At 60.5% G+C, this 21,813-nt stretch carries 19 protein-coding genes; 10 read left to right on the forward strand and 9 right to left on the reverse strand.

Annotated features, from left to right (window positions below):
- Nucleotides 1-180 precede the first annotated feature (180 nt).
- Nucleotides 181-681 (forward strand): ferritin-like domain-containing protein, encoded by a 501-nt coding sequence (locus FHT93_RS20410; protein WP_112971354.1) that lies wholly within the window; start codon nt 181-183, stop codon nt 679-681.
- A 353-nt stretch (nt 682-1,034) separates the two neighbouring features.
- Here FHT93_RS20410 and FHT93_RS20415 read toward each other — a convergent pair whose 3' ends face one another.
- Entirely contained in the window at nt 1,035-1,517 is a 483-nt protein-coding gene (locus FHT93_RS20415) for a pyridoxamine 5'-phosphate oxidase family protein (protein ID WP_112543745.1), read from the reverse strand.
- A 185-nt stretch (nt 1,518-1,702) separates the two neighbouring features.
- On the opposite strand from FHT93_RS20415, the gene FHT93_RS20420 reads away from it, so the two are divergent.
- From FHT93_RS20420 to FHT93_RS20435, 4 genes are all read left to right on the forward strand, one after another.
- Entirely contained in the window at nt 1,703-2,155 is a 453-nt protein-coding gene (locus tag FHT93_RS20420; protein ID WP_112543744.1) for a hypothetical protein, read from the forward strand.
- 32 nt (nt 2,156-2,187) lie between these two features.
- A complete protein-coding gene (locus FHT93_RS20425) occupies nt 2,188-2,454 on the forward strand; it encodes a hypothetical protein (protein WP_112971355.1) in 267 nt (88 codons plus the stop codon).
- Nucleotides 2,455-2,840: 386 nt separating this feature from the next.
- The gene (locus FHT93_RS20430) at nt 2,841-4,625 is read left to right on the forward strand and encodes a thiamine pyrophosphate-requiring protein (protein WP_113115997.1); all 1,785 of its coding nucleotides are present in this window, start codon (nt 2,841-2,843) and stop codon (nt 4,623-4,625) included.
- 939 nt (nt 4,626-5,564) lie between these two features.
- Nucleotides 5,565-7,001: a phospholipase D-like domain-containing protein gene (locus FHT93_RS20435; RefSeq protein ID WP_112543741.1), complete on the forward strand. Its 1,437-nt coding sequence runs from the start codon at nt 5,565-5,567 to the stop codon at nt 6,999-7,001.
- On the opposite strand, the gene FHT93_RS20440 is transcribed toward FHT93_RS20435, so the two are convergent.
- Nucleotides 7,002-7,964: a lysylphosphatidylglycerol synthase domain-containing protein gene (locus tag FHT93_RS20440; RefSeq protein WP_112971357.1), complete on the reverse strand. Its 963-nt coding sequence runs from the start codon at nt 7,962-7,964 to the stop codon at nt 7,002-7,004. It lies immediately after the preceding gene.
- An 84-nt stretch (nt 7,965-8,048) separates the two neighbouring features.
- Here FHT93_RS20440 and FHT93_RS20445 point away from each other — a divergent pair, with 84 nt between their 5' ends.
- Nucleotides 8,049-8,774, forward strand: a complete 726-nt coding sequence (locus FHT93_RS20445; RefSeq protein ID WP_112971358.1) for an endonuclease/exonuclease/phosphatase family protein — start codon at nt 8,049-8,051, stop codon at nt 8,772-8,774.
- A gap of 34 nt (nt 8,775-8,808) precedes the next feature.
- On the opposite strand, the gene FHT93_RS20450 is transcribed toward FHT93_RS20445, so the two are convergent.
- The 5 genes from FHT93_RS20450 to FHT93_RS20470 form a co-directional block, all read right to left on the reverse strand.
- On the reverse strand, nt 8,809-9,609 hold the full coding sequence (locus tag FHT93_RS20450) for an SDR family NAD(P)-dependent oxidoreductase (RefSeq protein WP_183849139.1): 801 nt from the start codon (nt 9,607-9,609) through the stop codon (nt 8,809-8,811).
- A 346-nt stretch (nt 9,610-9,955) separates the two neighbouring features.
- Nucleotides 9,956-11,437 (reverse strand): HWE histidine kinase domain-containing protein, encoded by a 1,482-nt coding sequence (locus tag FHT93_RS20455; RefSeq protein WP_112971359.1) that lies wholly within the window; start codon nt 11,435-11,437, stop codon nt 9,956-9,958.
- On the reverse strand, nt 11,434-11,730 hold the full coding sequence (locus FHT93_RS20460; protein WP_112543828.1) for a circadian clock KaiB family protein: 297 nt from the start codon (nt 11,728-11,730) through the stop codon (nt 11,434-11,436). Before FHT93_RS20460 ends, FHT93_RS20455 begins: the two co-directional genes overlap by 4 nt.
- Nucleotides 11,731-11,741: 11 nt before the next feature.
- Nucleotides 11,742-13,454 carry a circadian clock protein KaiC gene (gene kaiC, locus FHT93_RS20465; RefSeq protein ID WP_246715664.1) on the reverse strand — a complete coding sequence of 571 codons (1,713 nt, stop codon included), beginning with the start codon at nt 13,452-13,454 and terminating at the stop codon, nt 11,742-11,744.
- Nucleotides 13,455-13,551: 97 nt separating this feature from the next.
- Nucleotides 13,552-14,574, reverse strand: a complete 1,023-nt coding sequence (locus tag FHT93_RS20470; RefSeq protein WP_246781694.1) for a YihY/virulence factor BrkB family protein — start codon at nt 14,572-14,574, stop codon at nt 13,552-13,554.
- Between the two features lie 288 nt (nt 14,575-14,862).
- On the opposite strand from FHT93_RS20470, the gene FHT93_RS20475 reads away from it, so the two are divergent.
- Genes FHT93_RS20475 through FHT93_RS20485 form a run of 3 tightly spaced genes read left to right on the forward strand, consistent with a single transcriptional unit; the run spans nt 14,863 to nt 18,512 of the window.
- Nucleotides 14,863-17,067 carry an ATP-binding protein gene (locus tag FHT93_RS20475; RefSeq protein ID WP_112971360.1) on the forward strand — a complete coding sequence of 735 codons (2,205 nt, stop codon included), beginning with the start codon at nt 14,863-14,865 and terminating at the stop codon, nt 17,065-17,067.
- Nucleotides 17,060-17,518: a response regulator gene (locus FHT93_RS20480; protein WP_112543826.1), complete on the forward strand. Its 459-nt coding sequence runs from the start codon at nt 17,060-17,062 to the stop codon at nt 17,516-17,518. The genes FHT93_RS20475 and FHT93_RS20480 overlap by 8 nt, the downstream gene beginning before the upstream one ends.
- Nucleotides 17,505-18,512: an HWE histidine kinase domain-containing protein gene (locus FHT93_RS20485; protein WP_112543734.1), complete on the forward strand. Its 1,008-nt coding sequence runs from the start codon at nt 17,505-17,507 to the stop codon at nt 18,510-18,512. The genes FHT93_RS20480 and FHT93_RS20485 overlap by 14 nt, the downstream gene beginning before the upstream one ends.
- On the opposite strand, the gene FHT93_RS20490 is transcribed toward FHT93_RS20485, so the two are convergent.
- Both FHT93_RS20490 and FHT93_RS20495 read right to left on the reverse strand, forming a co-directional pair.
- On the reverse strand, nt 18,509-18,898 hold the full coding sequence (locus tag FHT93_RS20490; RefSeq protein WP_112543733.1) for a response regulator: 390 nt from the start codon (nt 18,896-18,898) through the stop codon (nt 18,509-18,511). The genes FHT93_RS20485 and FHT93_RS20490 overlap by 4 nt on opposite strands.
- Nucleotides 18,899-19,025: 127 nt before the next feature.
- Nucleotides 19,026-20,687, reverse strand: coding sequence for an alpha-amylase family protein (locus FHT93_RS20495; RefSeq protein WP_112543732.1), 1,662 nt, complete (start codon nt 20,685-20,687; stop codon nt 19,026-19,028).
- 226 nt (nt 20,688-20,913) lie between these two features.
- On the opposite strand from FHT93_RS20495, the gene FHT93_RS35605 reads away from it, so the two are divergent.
- A complete protein-coding gene (locus FHT93_RS35605) occupies nt 20,914-21,810 on the forward strand; it encodes a cache domain-containing protein (protein ID WP_246781664.1) in 897 nt (298 codons plus the stop codon).
- Nucleotides 21,811-21,813: the final 3 nt, after the last annotated feature.

The following is a 21,813-nucleotide window of genomic DNA, read 5'->3' on the forward strand; positions in this document are numbered from 1 at the left end:
TCTGCGATCGAACAGGGCTTAGTGCTCGGCCATACCAACCAACTAAAACGTGTGTCACCGGTTTGTGTTCCGGTACGGCGGCGTACGGGAACATCAAGGCAGGGCGCGCATTGATCAAGGCCCTCGTACGGCGGCGAATGTCGGCAAGGAGCGATAACCCATTTGACAGGAGGAGCCACTATGGCAACCGCTAAGACATTGGATGACCTGTTTCTAGACACTCTGAAGGACATTTACTTTGCCGAAAAGCAGATCCTGAAGGCTCTGCCGAAGATGGCGCGCGCAGCCCAGTCCGAAGAAGGCAGGGCCGGCTTCATCCAGCATCGAGACGAGACCCAAGGACAGATCGAGCGCCTGGAGCAGGTGTTCGAGCTTGTCGGAAAACCGGCGCGGGGAAAGACCTGCGAGGCGATCCAGGGCATCATCGCGGAAGGTGAGGAAATCATGGAGGAGTTCAAGGGCTCACCTGCGCTCGATGCAGGGCTGATCTCCTCGGCGCAGGCCGTTGAACACTACGAGATCGCGCGCTACGGCACCTTGATCGCCTGGGCCAACCAGCTTGGACTGAAAGATGCCGTTCCTCTTCTCAAGGCTAATCTTTCCGAAGAGGAAGCGACCGACAAGAAGCTGACGCAGCTTGCGCAGGCGCAGGCCAACCCCAAGGGCCAAAAGGTCGCCTAAGGCAAGCACACCAAAAGGTCGCCCGGCGGGCGGCCTTTTTCGTTGTGCCCGCCGCTCTGGGCGACAAACAGCACCTCTGCCAGATGATGCGGATTGTTCCCGACAGGTGCCGGCGACGCCTTATGTTTAGTCCCGCCGGCGTCTGAACGCTTCGCGCAATTGCCGTTTTTTCCGGGCCTGTTCCAGGAAGTAATCGGCGTAGCCGAGACAGGCGTAGAGGAGTGGTCTGCCAGCAACGGCAAGGATCAACAACAGAGCGATCTGTAACATGGGTGGGCTGTCCGATTTCGTCTGTGTCAGGAACATGCAGCAAGGCGCGATGTTCCCGACTGATCGCTTCCCCGGCCATGCGATCAGAGATCAACCTCGACGTGATCCCCCATATCCGGTCGCGCTTTGCTGACCGCCGCGGCGGCCATCTTGATATAACTGACCAGCGTGCCGGGACTGTCCCAATATTCGGCGAAAGATGGTGTCACCTTGAGAATGCGGATGGACGGATCATCCGCGTCGTCCCACCAGGCCTTGGCGGGCGTTGCCCAGAACTCGCGGATCTTATCGCGGTCGTTCTGGATGACGGCTGTGCCAGAGATGGAGACATATTTCTGGTGGCCAGGATCGGCAAAGGCCAGATTGACGTGCGGGTATCGAGCAATTTCCTCATCCTTATGGCTTGCAACATCGGTAAGGAAGTAGATGGCGTTTTCCAGCCTTTCGACATAGGCCGACATTGGACGCGCTTTAAGGTCCAGGCCATTATGGGTCGTCAGCATGCAAAAGCCGATTTTTTCGATGAGATCCCAGAGCTTTTGTTGTTCGTCAACTTGATCGGGCATTTTACCTCCAATTTGGCAATGTGGGCTGACCGCGTGGAAACCTGGTCGACGCGGAAAGCGCCGGGATAGTGCGCGCAGCCCTCCGCATCCAAAACAGGCATCACGCGGCGGATGTTCACGCTAGCTCGATTACCGGGAACCAACTCCGCCGATGCTGGTTGTGTTCCCGAACGAGGAGAATAAGCATGTCGAATGTCTTGCGTGGCGGTGATGATGCCGTCAACAATGCCACGAGTACCACCCATTTCGGTCGCTCCGTGGAAAGCCTTGCACAGATGCTTGACGCGCAAGCGGAGGCGGCTGCCGGCGATCAGAACGAAGCCTTGAACCTCTATAGGCTCGAGCCGATCGCCGCTCCGGATGATCCGCGATGGGACAATAGCCTCAATCACGGGATTGTCCTGGTGGCAGCGCGCACGCCCGGTGATGCCCGTATCGTAGCCTCGGGCCGCGAACTGGATTTCATGGAAGTGGATTCGGCGCCCGCCGAAGACGTCACCACGATCAATGCAAGCGCTTTTCGCGACGACAAACTCTATACGGTCGTCGAGGTCGAGCGCAATCGTAGCGACCTCATACGCGGCGTGGTCGAGGGCGAGATCTCCGTTGCCACGATCAAGCCGGTGCAGCTGGATTAAGGCCAGCCATCTTCGGAAAGGCGCAGGACATCATGCAGATCATCAACTTCCGATCGCAGCCTGCCGCTGCAGACCGGCCGGACCACGATTACGTGTCGATCGACCAGAACGGGCAGGAAATCTACAAGTTCGCGTTGCAGTACCACTGGAAAGATAAGACCTGGGCTGCTGAAATTTGGGCCTATTCCCTGGATGACGCCGAGAGGCGCGTCCAGGCTATGCGGCAGTCTTTGATCGTCTCGGGACAGCTCTACAGCGATATCGGTTGCGAAGCGTTGCCCTTCATACCTGCGGGCTGACACCCGTCCGAGATTTGACAGGAGATCGCCGTGACAATCTTCACCGGATCGGTAAAACTTGATGACGAGGTCACCCTCGTTTTCCTGTCCCTGGCTATAACGATGATAGGGTAGATCCGCGGCTATGTCCGCAAGGTTGTCGCTTCGAAAGACGACGATGCTGTCTTCCCGGGCGAGGAGATGAGCCCGGCCGCCGCGTTCGAAATCGCACGCAGCCACGTGCGGGACGATCACCTTATTCTCATTGAACTTGCCGAGGGGGTCGAATGGGATCGCGCTTGGGGCGACCTGGTTGTCTGACAGCCTAAGCTCCAGCCGCAATCGACTTATCGACGGCGGTTGGCAACAGCGGCGCGATCAGGCGCCGTCCGGAATGGAGAGATTCGATGCCAAAGACTGTCGGCGATTTCGTCGTCTCGCGCCTGAAGGACTGGGGCGTACGGCGCCTGTTCGGCTACCCCGGCGATGGCATCAACGGCGTCTTCGGCGCCCTCCAACGCGCGTCCGGAAAAATAGAATTCATCCAGGCACGCCACGAGGAGATGGCAGCGTTCATGGCGAGCGCCCACGCGAAGTTTTCCGGCGAGCTCGGTGTCTGCATCGCAACATCGGGACCAGGCGCCACGCATCTGATCACCGGTCTTTACGATGCCAAGATGGATCATCAGCCAGTGCTCGCAATCGTCGGCCAGCAGGCGCGACATGCGCTAGGCGGCCACTATCAGCAGGAACTTGATCTTGCCTCCCTTTTCAAGGACGTCGCCGGTGATTTCGTCCAGCAAGCCTCGACCCCGGCGCAGGTCCGCCATCTGATCGACCGGGCTTGTCGCATCGCGCTCGCCAACCGGACGGTGACGACCGTCATCCTGCCGAACGACCTTCAGGAGATGCCCTATGAGGAGCCGCCGCGCAAACATGGGACAGTGCATTCAGGACCGGGCTACAGCCGTCCACGCATCTTCCCGCATGGTGACGATCTTCAGGCCGCCGCTGACATCCTGAACGCCGGTAAAAAGGTGGCGATTCTGGTCGGCGCCGGCGCACTGAACGCAACCGACGCGGTGATCGCCGTTGCCGACCGCCTGCAGGCAGGTGCGGCAAAAGCCCTTCTTGGAAAGGCTGCCCTTCCAGACGACCTGCCTTGGGTCACCGGCTCGATCGGCCTTCTCGGAACCAAGCCATCCTGGGATCTGATGCAGGATTGCGACACACTGCTCATGGTCGGATCCGGATTTCCCTATTCGGAATTTCTGCCCGCGGAAGGCCAGGCGCGCGGCGTGCAGATCGACATCGATCCGGACATGCTGTCACTGCGCTACCCGATGGAGCTCAACCTCACCGGCGATGCGGGCGAGACGTTGCTTGCGCTGCTGCCGCTCCTGACACAGAAGGCTGACAACAGTTGGCGCAAGACGGTTGCGAACAGCGTCGCGGACTGGTGGAAGACACTGGACGAGCGCGCAAGGGTGGACGCAAATCCTGTCAATCCGCAGCGTGTCGTCACCGAGTTGTCGCCGCGACTGCCGGACAACGCGATCATTACCAGTGACTCCGGATCCTGCGCCAACTGGTATGCGCGCGATCTGAAGATCCGCCGCGGCATGAAGGCGTCCTTGTCGGGCGGCCTCGCCTCGATGGGAGCTGCAGTTCCCTATGCTATTGCGGCGAAGTTCGCAGAGCCTGATCGGCCGGTGGTCGGGCTCGTCGGCGACGGCGCAATGCAGATGAATAACATGGCGGAGATGATTACCGTTGCCAAATACTGGAAGACCTGGGCCAACCCGACCTTCGTCATCTGTGTCTTCAACAATGAGGACCTGAACCAGGTAACTTGGGAACAGCGGGTGATGGAAGGTGATCCGAAGTTCGCCGCATCCCAGACGATCCCCGACATGCCCTATCATAAATTCGCCGAGCTGATCGGCCTTCGCGGCATCTTCGTCAATCGCCCTGACGACCTCGGCACTGCCTGGAAGTCGGCACTCGAGGCCGGTTGCCCCGTGATCCTCGAGGTAAAGACCGATCCGGAGGTGCCGCCGCTTCCGCCCCACATCACCTTCGAGCAGATGCGCAACGTCACGTCTGCTCTCATGACAGGCGATCCCCACGAGACCGGCATGATGGCCGGCATGCTCCGCCAGCTCTTCTCGGGCATTCTGTCGCGCCCTTAGCGATCGGGCCTCGCCGGGGACATTGGCGGGTGCCTGCTTAGGACTTACTTGCCTTCTCGTGAGGAGGTAGCCTGCGCCAGATTTGCCGGTTTAGGCGCCCTTGAGCGACGAACCGATGATTTTGGCAAATGCTGCAGGTCCGCCTCTGCCAAGCTCTTCGTGCCGATGCCTTTCTTGGCTCTCGAGGATCTGACGCCCTGACGATAGACACCCTGCTGGCGGGGCCCAGCCCGCGGCGAGACGGCGGCTGCATATGTCTCGGCTGTTCCTCAATGTCCTGGCAGCACATGCGATATTCTATCAATAGAGAAGTATCAGGCACATCACATGCTTGGCCGCAGTCGCATCAGACAAGCCTCTTCATGGGCCTCGCAAAGCTCTTGCAACAAGCCGTGGCTGTCGAAGAGACGCCGTAGATCCTGACGCAGATCGGGAAGCCTCAACATAAGCCGCGTCTTGCCGACATGTGCAAGGTTTTCCGTCATCCGTTCTGCCTCCCTGCGAACGGCAGCCTGAACAGGGCTCACCCGGTTTTGGTCCCACGGTGATCACGCGCGATCCGGATCGGCCGGCGCCCAGGATCTCGGTCTTAGGGTTCAGCCTCTTCCAGCTCTTGCCAATCGGTGCGACCTGCCTTGGCGGTGCGGCACGGACGCGGTCCGATCACTCTGCTCGATCATTTCGGTCTCGGGGCCAGCTCTCGCACGTCGTCGCCTTGCGCCTGGAGCACGCTGGCGGTCACATCGCTTGAACGACGCCGGCTCGAAGTCCTGGCGCGGGCTCCTTCGGTTGCATTGCGGATTTGCCCAGGGCAAAGATCGGCCGTTGCGGAAGCGGAGCCTTGACGCTTCATTCCAATTCGACCGAACAGCAGGTCTGTGGAACCTGCGCGGCCACGCTCGCGTTTGTGGATCAAATTGATCAGGACGCTTGTTGACCATGGATACCAGCTTTCCGACCGCATTGGCCTCGCATGAGACTTCGCCCAAAGATCTGTCACATGGCCATCCTCAAACATCCTTCGCCTTTCAGGGCCAGGCGGACGCCGTCGCGTTTCTCGTCAACGGTCAGGATTATTTCGCCGCTCTTGCTAAAACCCTGCGTCAGGCGCGCAATTCGATCCTCGTCGTCGGGTGGGACTTCAATCCCGACATCCTGCTGCAGCCCGGTCTGTCCAGTGAAAGCCTCGGTGACCTGCTGCAGGCCGCGGTCAGATCCAATCCCGACCTGGAGGTCAGGATCCTGGTCTGGGCGATGGGACCGATCTATTCGCAAAAGTCGCTGAGGCTATTTTTTCGGCGCGATTTTCCGGCCCATCCGCGTATCCGCATGCTGTTTGCCCGCCATGATGCATGGCATGCCTCGCATCATCAAAAGCTGGTCTGCATCGATGACGCTGTCGGCTTCATTGGCGGTATTGACCTGACGTCGCGACGGTTTGACGATCGACGTCATGCACCTTCAGACAGCCGTCGGCGCGATACGAGCGGTCGCTCCTATGATCCTCTCCACGATGTCCAGACGATGGTCACCGGCGAGGCTGCCCGACAGATCGGACAAATCATTCGGCGGCGATGGATCGAATGGGGCGGCGATAGCAATCTTGTCCCCGCGCCCGCCCCCGGCCGAGCGCCGGGCCAGCGTTTGCTTCACAGTCCGGTTGCGGCACGTCGCATGCCGGCAGCTTTCGCGCTGACCCAGCGGGAAGACTTGGCCCGTGGCGGTGTCAGCGAGGGCCTTCAAATGACGCTCGACATCATCAGATCGGCCAGCCGGCATCTTTATATCGAGACGCAATATCTGGCCTCGCAGACCATCGCAAAGGCCCTGGCCGCCCGCCTCCTCGAAGATGAAGGGCCGGAGATCGTGATCATCTGTACGCGCAGCTCGCATGGCTTCATCGAGCAGCTCGTCATGGGGCGCAATCGCCGCAGGGTGATCCGCCGGCTGAAACAGGCTGATCGCCATGATCGATTGCGGGTCTTTTATCCGGTGGTCCCCGATGACACCAGCGAGATCGAGGTCCTCGTTCATTCCAAACTCTTGATCGCCGATGACCAAAGTCTGCGGATCGGCTCGTCCAACCTCAACCACCGGTCCGAGGGTCTGGATACGGAATGCGACATGCGTCTGGATGCGACGACGCCGGACCATTTCGCGGCGATCGCGAAGCTGCGCTGCCAGCTCCTTGCCGAGCACCTGGGTACCTCGACGGAAATCGTCGCCGCAAAGGTGGATGAAGCGGGCTCGCTCATTCGGGCAATCGATGCGCTGAATGAAGGGCTCGGACGGTTGAAGGCTCTCGATGCCGATGTTGGTCCCGGGCCGCTTTGCCCTGTTATCGGAACCGCGCTGTTCGATCCGAAGACAGCCTGATCAGGCTGAGCTCGCCTGCGCAGGCTTTCCTGCTTGCGGTTCTTTCCCGGGGCGGGAACGGCCCGGGATAAATTCGCAGATAAAAAGAAGGCCCGTTCCCAGGATAAGAGGAAGGACGAAATAGATCGCCCGGAAGGCGATCAACGCGCCGATCGAGGCGGCATCGGGAACAACATGCTGGACGGTCGTCTCCAGCACCCCGAGTCCGCCAGGGACATGAGTTGCCAAAACGGCAGAATTGGCCAGTACGAAGGCCGTTACAGACTGAAGAAAGGCGACATTGCCGAAGGCTGCGAGAAGCGCGTGCAGACAGGCCGATACGAAGGCAAAATTTAACGTTCCGACGGCAACCTGCAGGATGGCAATGCCAGGCGACGGCAGCTGAAGCGACCAGCGCCAGAGATGGAGGCGCGCCCTGACCAGCGCGGCGACCACCACATAAGCCATCAGCACCAACAGCAGGCCCAGGCCTGCAACCCTGGCACTTGCCTCTGACAGGCCCAACAGCGCCGCAGCGTCGGCGGGGTTGACGATCAGCGCCATACCGCCGAGGCCAACCAGTCCCATGCCCACCGTCACGCCACAAAAGAGGATGATCTTCGCGACGTCCTCGGTCGACAATCCCCATCGCGAATAAAAGCGATATCGAAAGGCGCCACTACTCAGGCCGGCAAAGCCGATATTGTGTCCAAGGGACAGGCTCACGAAGGATGCAAGGGCAATGCGCCTATAGGCGATCTTCTTGCCGATGGAGCGGATCGCCAGGAAATCGAAGCCTGTGAGGCAGAGGTAGGAGCCCGCTGCAGCGAGTGCGGCCAGAAGGAGGTTGTAAGCAGGGATACGTGCAAAGGATTCGAGGATCTGGTTCGCGCTATATTGATGGAAAATCCGGTAGAGAAGGAAGCCGGCGAGGCCGAGCGCAGCCACGAACATCGCCTTCCAAAGCAATGATTTCATGCTCATTTGATTTCACCTGAATGCGAATGAGAACATTGAGGTGGAACGAATGAAGGCTTGTTGTGTTCCTTGCTGGTCAGAGGCCATGAAATGCCGTCACGTCAAACGATCACCCTCCTCACCTACAATGTCCACAGCTGTATTGGTACGGATCGAAAACTTGATCCGGCGCGCATCGCCGCGGTTATCGCGATGGCGAGGCCCGATATTGTGGCGCTTCAGGAAGTCGACGTTTTTCGATCCCGAACTGGCGGTGTCGACCAAGCAAAAGCCATTGCTTCACTTCTGAAAATGCAGGCCCATTTCCACCCGAGCATGACCGTCGCCGAGGAGCGATACGGCGATGCGATCATCACGGCGCTTCCGACCGGCACGATTAAGGCCGACGCCCTTCCCTCGATCGGCGAGCCGAGAGGCGCGATCGCGCTCGAGATCCAAGTCGCTGGTCATGAATTGCTGGTGATCAATACCCATCTCGGGCTGCGGGGGCGCGAGCGCATCCAGCAGGTGAATACACTGCTGGGAGCGGGCTGGCTTGGCGAGCGGAAAAGCAGCGCGGTTCTGTGCGGTGACTTCAACGCAGTTCCGAGCTCGGCAGCCTATCGAGCGGCGACGCGAACGCTTGGCGATGCGCAGCGCGCAAATCCCGCCGGCTATCGCCCGACCTTTCCATCGCGGTTTCCGATCCTGCGGCTCGACCATATTTTCGTCACCGCGGACATCGAGGTGTCGAAAACTTTTGTTCTCGACGATCCTCTTGCCAGAGTGGCCTCTGACCATCTTCCCTTGGTCTCGGTCCTTTCCTTGCCCGGATGAGCGAGCTGCAGTCGGCCCGCCAGGCGGCAAGCGCCTATTTCGCGCCCGAGCCAGGCTCAGCCATCTTGGCATGCTGGTGAGCGAGCATGCTGGCGGGGGTGACATTGGCGACGGCTGACTGCAACTTGTTTTTCCAGCCGCTGACGACATCGCCCTCGCCGTCGAGCATCGCGTCGTAGCCGATGCGGGCCACCTCGGCCGGATCGTCCTTCTTGGCCTGACCGACCGATGTGTCCATGAGGTCCGCGCGCTTGAAGAACTCGGTTTCGGTCGGACCGGGCATTAGGCAGCTGACGGAAATGCCGCTATCCTTCAGCTCCTCCCGCAGCGCGAAGGAGAAACTATTGATGAAGGCTTTCGTGCCATTATAGACTGCCTGATAGGAGCCCGGCATGAAGCCGGCAATCGAGCCGGTCAAAAGAATGCGGCCTTTTCCCCGCGCCCGCATGTGATTGCCGATCTGGTGAACAAGATAAATGGTGCCGGTGACGTTGGTGTCGACCACCTTGCGCGCTTCGGCGAAATCCTGATCAAGAAATCCCTTGCCGAGGCCGCGACCCGCATTCGCCATCAAAAGGTCGACCGAACGGCCGTCGGCCTCGATGCGTTCCATCAGCCTGTCGACGCCGTCAACGGTCGACAGATCAGCCTCGACCGCCTCGACGGCTCCGCCGACTTGGCGCAGATCGTCGGCTGCTTGCGCAATGCGGCTCTCATCTGCGGCGATGACAAGATCGTAGCCATCCTGTGCGGCGCATCTGGCGAGTTCATAGCCAATGCCCGTTGATGCTCCGGTGATAACGGCGAGGCCCTTTGCGGGTGCGTTGTCAGACATGTGCTTCTCCTGGCTTGAAATGAAGAGGGCTAACGCTGGCAAACCTCGTTATTGCCCCGTTGTTCCCAACGTCTTTGCCAATAGCGCACAGGCGCCGGTAAAGGGCGCGGCGGGGCCGGAGCGATCAAACGGAATCGCCGAATTGTCGGCGGCATGGGGTGGTCCGTGATGCGCTCAGGGGCATCGCCGGGCATGGCCGGGCCGTCAGTTGCTCGGGTCGATCCACACGGTTTACCCGTGCGGATGGCGCGAGCATCGAGCCCGGTAAATGCTCTAATCTGGACAGCGCTGGCGCATCCTGCGCCGGGGCGACCGCGGCCCGGTTAATGGGTCCTACCGGACCGGGTCAGACAGTCGCAACATCCTCTACCGGCACGCGGATGGCGCAACGAAGGCCCTCAGGATGAAAATCGAGCTTGGCCCCGCCATTCGGAGAATATTGCAGGCTGCGGTTGATGACCGTGTCCCCGAACCCTTTCCGTGTCGGCGGCGTGACCGGCGGACCACCGATCTCGGTCCAGCAGACCTCGATGGAGGCTGCCTCGCGCCTGACGGCGATCTCTATCCGGCCGTGATCGTTGGAAAGCGCGCCGTATTTGACGGCATTGGTCGCCAGTTCATGAATGACAAGACCGAAGGCGATGGCTGCGCGGGGCAGGATCTCGACATCCTCGCCGCTGATCTTCAGCTTGGCGCCGAGGTCGCTGACATAGGGTGCAAGCTCTGCAGCGAGGATCTCCGTCAGCAGAATGGAGGACCAGGATCGGTCGGCAAGCACGTTGTGGGTGGCCGCCAGCGCATGAATGCGACCCGAGAAGGCCTTGCGAAAACCCTCGATCGTATCCTCGGTGGAGGCGGTGCGATTGGAGATCGACACGACCAGGGCCAAGGTGTTCTTGACGCGATGATCGAGTTCGCCCATCAGCAGAAGCTGTTGCTTTTCCGCTGCCTTGCGGCGCGAAAGGTCGACGAGGGTCACAACCGTGCCCGTCACTTTACCGTCGCCGACGATGAGCGGCGAGGCGCTGACGAGGACGTCCTTGCCGCCGCGGCTCTTCGGCGCGATTGCCTCTATTCCCTGGATGGACTGCCCTTCGACGACTACGGCCAGGAAATCTTCGCCCTGCATGAGCCCGGTCGCACCGCGCACGTCAAGTGCGAAGGCCTTGTCGAAGGGCGATCCGATCGGGTCGCCGTTGGCAAGGCCGAAGGCCGCCGTATTGGCATGCGTGACGATTCCGGCGAGATCGCAAACGACGACCGCTTCTGCCGCAGACGACAGGATGGCGAGTACGGTCCGCTCGGCTTCCTTGCGCTCTTCGGCCCGGATGCGGGCGGTGATGTCGGTAAAGCTCATGGCGATGCCCGGATTCGTCCCGAGCATCATCCGGCCTGCCGAAATCTGTAAATAACGCGCCGCCTCGCCCTGTCCGAGCTTGATCTGCACCCCGGCCGCTCCTGACGTCGGCTTTTCGATCAAAGCGGCAATGACGGCGGAAGCCTCCGCACCGATTGCCTCAAAGAGCAGCTTTGCGTCCAGCGCGTCACGGGAAACGGCAAAGAGATCGCAAAGCGCCTGATTGGCATAAAGCAGGTTGGCGTGGCCATCGAAGGCAGCAGCGCCGAGATCCATCGCCTCCATGAAGGAGCGATAGGATTCGACGCCTCCCTCGAGCGTGAAGATCTCCTCCTCCCGCTTCTGGTTGCGAACGACCAGCGCATCGATCTCGCCCTCGCGGATCGCCCGGATGACCTCTTCGGCCTCCTCGAGCCGCCGGCGCAGATCCGCGTTCAGGGCCTCTGCTCGCGAAACTGCCTCGAGGCTCATTCACCCTCTCCAACCTGCAGATTGACGAGAACTTTCTCGGTATTCGACAGGTCGCCTATGATCTTGCGGATCGGCGTCGGCAATTCCCGAACCAGCGTCGGAATGGCGACGATCCCGTGTTCGCGCGCCAGCTGCGGCGATTTTCGAAGGTCGATCACCTCGATGACATATTTGCCCGGCAGGCTTTCGGCGCAGATGCGCTCGAGGTTCTGGATGGCCGCCAGTGATTTCGGTGTCTGACCGGCGATATAAAGGACCAGCTTCTTGGGTGCGCCCGCTGTTTCGTTTTCCATTTCACCCATCGTCATTGCGCCGAACGGCGGCTTTTCTCCATGGCCGCCCGATCAGAGGCCGCCTGATTCAAATAGGCCGCTTCCGCGTCCTGGACAGTGGTCAGCTCGGCCTCGTCCGACTCCAGTTCGGCCTGCAGCGCTTCGATCTGCGCCATGACCTTCCTGCGCTTCTGCTTGAGCAGTTCGGCCCGCCGTGCCACCTCGGCCTTCCGCTCGACCTCCGAGCGTCGGGCTTTGGCTTCCTCCGACTGTCTGAGAGTGCCGGTCAAGGCCCGCCCATCGCCGATATATGGCGCGAGCAATCGAATTCCATCTTTGGACATGACGAATTCGCGCACCTGGTTGGAATGGGCGGTGCCGCGGGCCTTCAGGAGGTAGAGTTCCCGATTGAACTCACCGCCAATCTCCCGATTGAGAAGCAGGATCCAGGCATCCATCAGCGAAGAAAGGCCTGCGTCGGTCTCCGTCGTCCCATCCTGCGAATGCATCAGATGGGTAAAGACGGCAGTCGTTCCGCGCGATTTCAGAAAATCCACCATGCGCAACAGCATGGACTGGACCTCGAGAACGTCACCGCTGCCCATGAAGGCCGAGATCGGATCGAGAACGACGAGGGAAGGATTGAAGCGGGCTATCTCGCGAAGCATCACCGCCAGATGCATTTCCAGACTGTAGAAGGTCGGGCGGACCGCGACATAATGCAACGATTTCGCATCGACCCATTTCCTGAGATCAGTGCCGATCGAACGCATGTTGCGCACGGTCTGGTCGAGCGATTCCTCGAAGGAGAAATAGAGCGCGCGTTCGCCGGCGGCGCAGGCCGCAGCGCAGAAGCTTGCGGAAACCGAGCTCTTGCCGGACCCGGCCACACCGCTGATCAGGATGCTCGTGCCGCGATGAAATCCGCCGCCGGACAACATTTCGTCGAGGGTCGCGATCCCGGAGGAAATGCGCTCCTCGGAGACCTTATGGGAAAGGCCGAGCGTGCTGACCGGCAGGACGGAAAATCCATCCTGGTCGATCAGGAAGGGAACCTCGTTCGTGCCGTGGGCCGTGCCGCGATATTTGACGATCCGCAGCCGGCGCGTCGAGATCTGGTTGTGGACGCGATGGTCGAGCAGGATGACGCAGTCGGAAACATATTCCTCCAGGCCCTGACGCGTCAGGGACCCATCGCCGCGCTCGCCGGTGATGATCGTCGTCAGTCCCTTGTCCTTCAGCCAGTCGAACAGGCGGCGGATTTCGGCGCGAAGAATGGCAGGATTGGTGAAGGCCGAAAACAGGCTTTCGATCGTGTCGAGCACAATCCGCTTGGCTCCGACCTGGTCAATGGCAAGTTCCAGCCGCAGGAAGAGGCCCTCAAGGTCGTAGTCGCCGATTTCCTCCAGTTCGGAGGGATCGATGGCGATGTGCTCGATATAAAGCTTTCCCTCGTCGATCAGCCCCTGCACGTCGAAACCGAGTGAGGCGACATTGTTGACGATATCGATGGGGCGCTCCTCGAAGGTGACGAAGACCCCGGGCTCGTCGTGATCGCGTGCGCCGTTCAAAAGGAACGTGGAGGCAAAGAGCGTCTTGCCGCAACCGGCGGTGCCGCAGACGAGCGTGGGGCGCCCGCTTGGCAGCCCGCCAAGCGTCAAATCGTCGAAACCAACGATCCCGGTCAATGATTTGGAGATGCCTTTCGGCTCGGACATGGCGTAGTTGATCCCGTTCCTGGCCATCGTAGGCCTTAAAGGGATCGAATATCGCAATGAGGCACGAATGGCAAATGACCGGCTTTGTACTCCAGCGTACCAAAGCGTTGGAATGTCGGTCGTTTCAGTCGACCGCGCGCCCGAGTGTGTCGGCGACATAGGCACCGCGTGCACCCATCGGCTCGGGCGCACCGGTCGTCGTATCCTTCCTTGTTTGATGCTCGAGCTCGGCATTGAGCTCGGCGCCGACGATCAGGATCGTCACGGACAGCCAGATCCAGACCAACAGGCCGATCAACGCGCCAAGCGCGCCGTATGTGGCATTATAATTGGCGAAATGCTCGAGATAGAAGCCAAAACCGAGCGACATGGCCGAGCAGGCGATCGTCGTCAGCGCCGCCCCCCAGGTGAGCCAGCGCAGCTTTGCCGGCTCCCGGCTCGGGGCAAAGCGATAGATCGTCATCACTGCGCCGGCGACGATGATGAGCAGCAGTGGCCAGCGGCCGATCAAAGCCAGGTTTTCCTTATAGGCGTCGAGCCAGACGGACGACAGGATAACCGGTATGGCTGCGACGAGACCTAAAACCGCGATCGCGCCGACGACAGCGCAAAGAGTAAAGACGAGGCCGATCAGGTTGAGGCGGATGAAACCGCGGCGTTCCTTTTCCTCATAGGCGACATTCATTGCATCAAAAAGGGCAAGTGTGCCGCTATGGGTGCTCCAGAGTGCGAAGGCCAGACCGACGAAGAAGGTGATGCCAAGGCTCTCCTCCCGACGCCCGGCGAGCGCGCGGATCTGCTCGGCAACGATATCGAAGGCGCCTGGCGGCAGCAGGATGGAGAGCTTTGCCAGGTGGTCGGCAATCGTCATCGGATCGGCGATGAGCCCATAAAGGGAGACGAGCGCGGCGAGAGCCGGGAACAGGGCGAGCAACAGATAGAAGGTCACGCCCGCCGCAATCAACATCACCCTGTCATCACTGACCTCCTCGACAAGGCGCCAGAATACGTCGCGCAGGCCGCGCACCGGGATCTCTTCCGGGACCTGCGCGCTCCGGCCCCGTTCGTCATCGGATGGCGGCGTCGCGTTCGGTGGCGACTTTCCTTTCGATCCTGCAAGTGCCAGCGCAAGGCCGGCAATCGCCATCAAACTGATCACGGCTCTGGAAGAGGTGGGCCGCTGGATTTCCATGATCGTTTCTCCATCTTCCGCGATCGGCCTGCCGGCAATCGGCAGGCTCCGGCAATGGTCGGAGGCTGCGGTTTCGGGCCTGCGCGCAACGTGCATTGCACTGTTGAGGCGCAATCGTGCGAAAGCGCGATTTGTTCCAATCGCCTCATGTCGAAAGAACGTCGGTTTTTGCAGTTTACAGGCCCGCGCCCGCGCCTATCTTTACGCAGCGGCAGATAGCGCTACGCGAAAGGACTTGAACAGATGCATGTCTTGACGGCTTCGGCTGCGGACCTCGATAGCTGCGCGAGCGAGCCGATCCATATTCCGGGGGCAATTCAGCCGCACGGCGCCCTGCTCGTCCTCGACATGCACACTCGTGCCGTCCTTCAGGCGAGCCAGAATTTGCTGTCCTTTACCGGCCTGGACCTGGCGGCAGACGGGGTCCTTGCCGCTAGCCTGCCAGATCTCGACAGCGCGCTCGCCGCCTGGAGCCCGGAGCGCAGCCCGTCACTGCAGGTCAGGCTGGAAGAGCAGGCACTCGTCGCCATTGCCCACCGATCCGACGCCGTTTTCATCGTCGAGTTCGAAAGGATCGAGAGGAGCGGAGCCGACAGTCTCGTTTCCCGTCTCGGCTCCTTTGCGCAATTGCTTTCGGGCGAGACCGACATTGTCGGCAGCTTGCAAGCCTGCGCGACCTTCGTGGCCGAGCTGACCGGCTTCGATCGTGTCCTTGTCTACCGCTTCGACGCCGAGTGGAACGGACATGTCGTGGCCGAGGCCAACAATGGCGGGCTTCCCTCCTATCTCGATCTGCGCTTTCCCAGTGGCGACATCCCCGCACAGGCGCGCCACCTCTACACGATCAACCGAGTGCGCATGATCCCGGATGCATCCTATCAGCCGGTTCCGATTGTTCGCGCCGACGGACAGCAGCCACGTGCCCACCTCGACCTGTCGCTGTCGCAATTGCGCAGCGTCTCGCCCGTCCACCTCGAATATATGCGCAATATGGGAACGGCCGCCTCGATGTCGGTCTCGGTGATCGTCGACGGCGCGCTTTGGGGCCTCGTCTCCTGTCACAGCGCTGCGCCTCATGGCGTTTCAATTTCCGTCCGCGATGCCTGCGATTTCGTCGTACAGTCACTTGCGATGCGCATAAGCGCCCTGGAACGGGCCGAAGCAGCAGCCGAAAGTGTCGAGCTCGCAGAGGTCCACTCACGCCTGCTGACCCGAATGAGCCAGGCACAAAGCTGGCACGTCGACTTGCTGGCTGCGCAGGACGATCTCCTGCAGCTGGTGGGCGCCGAGGGCGCTGCCATCCGCACGGACGATCAGATCGTCACGGCAGGCCGCGTGCCGGAGCGTGCTCACATTGCCGAAATCACCGACTGGCTGAAGTCGCGCGGCGAGGAGTTTTTTCATTCGAGCTGCCTTGCCGCCGATCTTCCGCAAGATCTGTCCTCTCCGATCGCGGCCGCCGGCATGCTGGCAATCAGTCTGTCGGGTCTTCATTCGAATTGGCTGGTCTGGTTCCGCCCGGAAATCGTCAGGACCGTAAAATGGGGCGGTGATCCTCACAAGCTGGTGCGTGAGGCAGGGCGCATCCATCCCCGCAAGTCCTTCGATACATGGCGCGAGCAGGTCCGCGACCAGTCAGCGCCATGGACGCAAAGTCAGATCGGCGCTGCCCGCAACCTGCGCGGCGCCATCGTCGGCATCGTGCTTCGCAAGGCTGAGGAACTTGCGCAGTTGACGGGCGAATTGCAGCGCTCCAACAAGGAGCTCGAGGCCTTTTCCTATTCGGTCTCACATGATCTGAGGGCGCCGTTTCGCCATATCGTCGGTTTTGCCGAACTCTTGCGCAGCCGCGAAACGACGCTTGACGAAAAATCGCTGCATTACCTCCAGACCATCTCGGACGCGGCCGTTGCGGCGGGCAAGCTCGTCGACGATCTCCTGAATTTTTCCCAGCTTGGGCGAACCGCCCTCTCCAAGAAACCCGTCGACATGAACAAGCTGGTCCTTGAAGTTCTTCGCAGCCTGAAGGCCGAACAGGAAGGACGCGACATCGACATCCAGGTGGCCGACCTGCCGCCAGGCTTCGGCGATGCGACGCTTCTGCGCCAGGTCTGGTATAACCTGCTCGAAAATGCCGTCAAATACACGCGCCCGCGCAGACGCGCTGAAATTGTCGTGGGCGGCCAATCTTTCTCCGACCAGACGGTCTATAGCGTCTCTGACAATGGGGTTGGCTTTGACATGCAATATGTCTCCAAGGTGTTCGGTGTTTTTCAGCGACTGCAGCGCGCAGAAGATTTCGAGGGCACCGGGATAGGACTGGCGCTTGTCAGACGGATCATCGAACGTCATGACGGCACGGTGTCGGCATCCGGCGAGGTTGACAAAGGTGCCAGCTTCTCATTTGCTCTGCCGCTCGAAAAACAAAAGGATGACATCCTTGCCTGAATTGCGTCCGATCCTCCTGGTCGAAGACAGCCCCCGCGATCTCGAACTGACCCTGGCCGCCCTTGAAAAATGCCAGCTCGCCAACGAGATCATCGTGGCAAGAGATGGCGCTGAAGCCGTCGACTACCTGTTTGCCACCGGGCCGCATGCCGGACGCGAAAGCGGCGATCCGGCCGTCGTCCTGCTCGACCTCAAGCTGCCGAAGATAGACGGCCTGGAAGTGCTTGCCAAAGTCAAGCGGGCCGAAGGCCTGCGCCACGTCCCGATCGTCATGCTGACATCTTCTCGCGAGGAACAGGATCTCGTGAGGAGCTATGAGCTCGGGGTCAATGCCTTTGTCGTCAAGCCCGTGGAATTCAACGAGTTCTTCAAGGCAATTCAGGACCTCGGCGTCTTCTGGGCGTTGCTGAACGAACCACCTCCTGGACATCGTGGAAATGGCTACAGCTGAATTGATATCCCTTACGCCCACAGTTCTTCTTCTGGAAGACAGCCCGCTTGACGCCGAGCTTGTCGCTGAGCAGCTGCGCACCATGCAGCCCGAGCCGCAGATCATACGCGCCGCACGCCGGGCAGATTTCATTGCAGCGGTGTCGCAAGGTGGTTTCGATATTATTCTGGCAGACTTTTCCTTGCCCGATTTTGACGGCATGTCGGCCCTCGATATCGCCAGCAAGGCCTGTCCCGACGTGCCATTCATCTTCGTGTCGGGGGTTTTGGGCGAGGAGGCCGCAATCGAATCCTTCCGGCGGGGAGCGACCGATTATGTCCTCAAGCAGCGCCTGATCCGCCTGCCCGCCGCCGTCTCCAGGGCCCTTGCAGAAGCGCGCGAGCGGCGCGACCGGCGCCATGCCGAGGAGCAGCGCGAGATCCTTGTACGCGAACTTAGCCATCGGGTGAAGAACACGATGGCGATGGTCATGTCGATCGTGCGGCGAACGGCCCGCGGGCGCCTCTCCGTCGACGATTATGCCGACAGCTTGTTGCAACGGCTTGATGCCATGGCCCAGGCGCACGCACTTCTTTTCCAGTCGAATTGGGAAGAGGCACGCCTTGCCGATATTGTCGAGCGCATCGTTGCTGCTCATGACCGCAACGCTCGTTTCGACCTCGGCGGCAGCCAGGACGTCACGCTAGGCCCGAAGAGCGCCCTTGCCGTCAGCATGGTGCTGAACGAGCTCGTGACGAATGCCAGCAAGCATGGGGCGCTATCGAACGATGCCGGTCAAGTGCGCCTGAAATGGCGCCAGCATACCGATCACGCCGGGGTCGATGTGGTCGACATCGAGTGGCGGGAAAGCAACGGTCCGATCGTGGTCCCGCCTGAGGCAGCCGGTTTTGGAACGGCGCTGATCGAACGCTCCGTACAATATGAGCTGGAAGGGGCAGTCGATCTGCACTATCTGGCCGACGGGCTCACCTGCTCCATCAGCTTTCCGCTCTAGCCTCTTTCGGTCATGCGCGTGTTCAGCGCCTCGTCGATGCGTCTGGTCAGCGCCTGTGGCGACCATGGTTTTGCGATGAGGGGCAGGTCGGCGAGTTTGGAGCGGATCTCCGGCAGTTCGGCATAACCGCTGCAGACGATGATAGGTGTTTCCCGGCGCCTGAGGGTGTCGATGAGCGGAAAGGATAGCTCGCCCGCAAGGTTGAGATCGACGATCGCAAGATCGACAGGCTGTCCTGAGAGCGCCTGGAGGGCCTGCGCCAGTCGGCCAAACGGACCGACGACCTGATAGCCCTGATCGACAAGGAAATCTTCCATGTCCATTGCCAGAAGAAGATCATCCTCGACGAGCAGCACGCGTGTTTCGGAATTTGCTCTTAACGTCATACGTACCTCAATAATGCCGTGCGGCCTTTAACTGTTTGTCTGCGAATGAAAGTCAAGCGTCGGATAATAGCGGCGCCGGCAAAGTGTCCACGGGCGTGAACCTGTGAGGACCGGCCCTGCCATTCCTCTAGACCTCCGTGCGCTTGAGCAGGTAATCGAGGCCGCCGACGCGAAACCATTTGTAGGCGTATCCATCAAGATAGAGGCAGTGGCGACCGGCCGCGTCTGCCCGGCTGTCGGTGCCATCGGCAATGTCGATCAAGAGGTCACCACCGTCCTTAAGGCCGGGATCGATCGTGACCTCGACCGGGTTTTCGTTGAGGTTATGGACGATGAGGACTGCGTTGTTGCGCCAGTCGTAGCGGATGGCAAGGATGCCGCTCTCTTCAACGTCAAGGACGCTATAGTCTCCCCACCCGACTTCTGGAGCTTCCTTGCGCATCCTGATCAGGCGCTCCATCCAGTTCAGCATGGATTGCGGGCTCCTGCGCTGGTCGGCGACATTGATATGCTCATACCCGTAGGGGCCGCCCGAGATGACCGGCAGGATCGGCTTTTCGCTCTTGGTGAAGCCGGCCTGCGGTTCCGTCGACCATTGCATCGGTGTGCGGGCGCAATTGCGTTCGGGCAGGGACAGATCGTCGCCCATGCCGATCTCGTCGCCGTAGCGCAGCACCGGCGTGCCCGGCAGCGAAAACATCAGCGAGTAGGCCATGCGCAGACGGTCTCGGTTGCCGTCGAGCATCGGCGCGAACCGCCGTCTGATGCCGCGATCGTAAAGTTGCATGGTCTTTTCGGGTCCGAAGGCGGCAAAGACGAGCTTGCGCTGGGTCTCGCTCAAGCGGCCGAGATCGAGCTCGTCATGGTTCCTCAAGAACTGGCCCCATTGTGCCGATTGCGGGCGCATGCGGGTCGCCTCGAGCGCCTTTGCAAGTGGCGCACAGTCGCTGCTTGCAAGCGCGTAAAACAATGTCTGATTGACTTGGAAGTTGAACATCATGTGCATCCGGTCGCCGTCCTCGCCGAAATAGTCGAGATCCGTCTTCGGCAGCACGTTGGCCTCTGCAAGGATGATGGCGTCGCCCTGGCGCCATTGCAGGAATTCGCGGAAGGTGCGCAGCATGTTGAACTGTTCGCGCGGCTTCTTCAGGCCGGCGCCCTTTTCGGCGATCACGAAAGGAACGGCGTCCATCCGGAAGCCGGAGACACCGAGCTGGATCCAGAAGCCCATGATCTTCAGGATCTCGGCCTGCACATGGGGATTTGAGGTATTGAGGTCCGGCTGGAAATCGTAGAAGCGGTGGAAGTAATATTGACCGGCGACTGTGTCGCGGGTCCAGGTGGTTTTCTGAACGCCTGGAAAGACCATTCCCTGATCGGCGTTGTCGGGCTTTTCTTTCGACCAGACATACCAGTCGCGGTAGATCGACTGCTCGTCCTTTCGCGCCTCCTGAAACCAGGGGTGTTGGTCGGAGGTGTGGTTGACGACAAGATCGATCAGAACGCGGATGCCGCGCTGCTTGGCCCCATGGGTGAATTCGACGAAGTCGCCGAGCGTGCCGTAGCGGGGATCGACATTGTAATAATCCGAAACGTCATAACCGTCGTCCCTGCCGGGAGACGTCTGGAACGGCATCAGCCAGATCGCGGTGATACCGAGGCCGGCGAGATAGTCGAGTCGCCTGGCAAGTCCCTGGAAGTCACCGACGCCGTCGCCGTTTCCATCCATGAATGTCTCGACTGACAGGCAATAGACGACCGCGTTCTTGTACCAGAGATCGTTGATCATCCGTTTCTCCCTTGTGCTGGAGACGCAAATGGTTCGTGCGGTCGATTTGTTCCGCAAGCCACAGCGCCCTGCCCGCAAGCGCCGACTGTCGGGACGCGGTGGGGAGCTTGCCCTGCCTTGCAGCGCCCTGAGCGCCGAGCGTGCCCGAAGGACTCCTACCGTACTGATCCTTGACACCGATAGCCTGCTATCCGACAGTCCGATTGTGTCGGATCATGAGGGTCGCATGGACCTGACCAGAGGCTTTACGATTGTCGGCAGGGCTGCCATCGCCGCAATCGTGTGCCTGTTTGCCGCCTTTTGCGTCGTTTTGGCTGTTTGGCTGCATTCGAGCTATTCCTCCGCGGTCCGGCGCGGCGAGGAACAGGTCGTTGCGACTGCAAAGATCGTCGCGGCAAACGCAGTCTGGATTAACTCTTTGGCGCGTCAGACCCTCGATCGCATGGACAATGCCTTCGGCTCGGCGATCGACCCCGACGATCGCGACCTGTCGAGGCGGCTGAACCAGGCGACTGCAGCACTTCCGACGAACGCCACCGCCTATGTGATTGCCGCCGACGGCACGCTCATCTATTCGACCGACCGAGAGGGGTCGCCTGCCGATATCCTCGATCAGACCTATTTCCGCCGGCTCGCCAACGGGGCGGACGCCTATACGTCGGCAATGACGCAGATGGGCAATACCGGACGACGCATATTTCTTTCGGCCGCCCGCATCGAGCGTGATCACAGGTTTCTGGGCGTGGCGGTGCTTGCCTTCGACATCGGCATGCTGCGTTCCATCTGGGACGCCTCGCCGCTTGGCCCCGGCTCGACCGTCAGTTTCTTCCGGCGTGACGGCAAGCTGATCGCGCGTCACCCCGAGCCGCCGGACATGGTCGATCTCGGCAACTATGTGCTGTTTACAAACTACATGCGAAAGGCGACGTCGGGCTCCTATTTATCGACTTCGCCGGTCGACCAGGTCAAGCGCCTGGTGGCCTATCGCATCGTCGAGCGTACGCCCTTCGTCGCGATCGCTTCGGCCGATATCGGCCTGATCCTGAAACCGTTCTGGAACGATGCGCGATCGCGCTCCTCGTTACGGCGCTCGTATCGGCCGCGACTGTTGCTGCGGGACTGAAAA

Source organism: Rhizobium sp. BK379, from assembly GCF_014193955.1.
Lineage (GTDB): Bacteria > Pseudomonadota > Alphaproteobacteria > Rhizobiales > Rhizobiaceae > Rhizobium.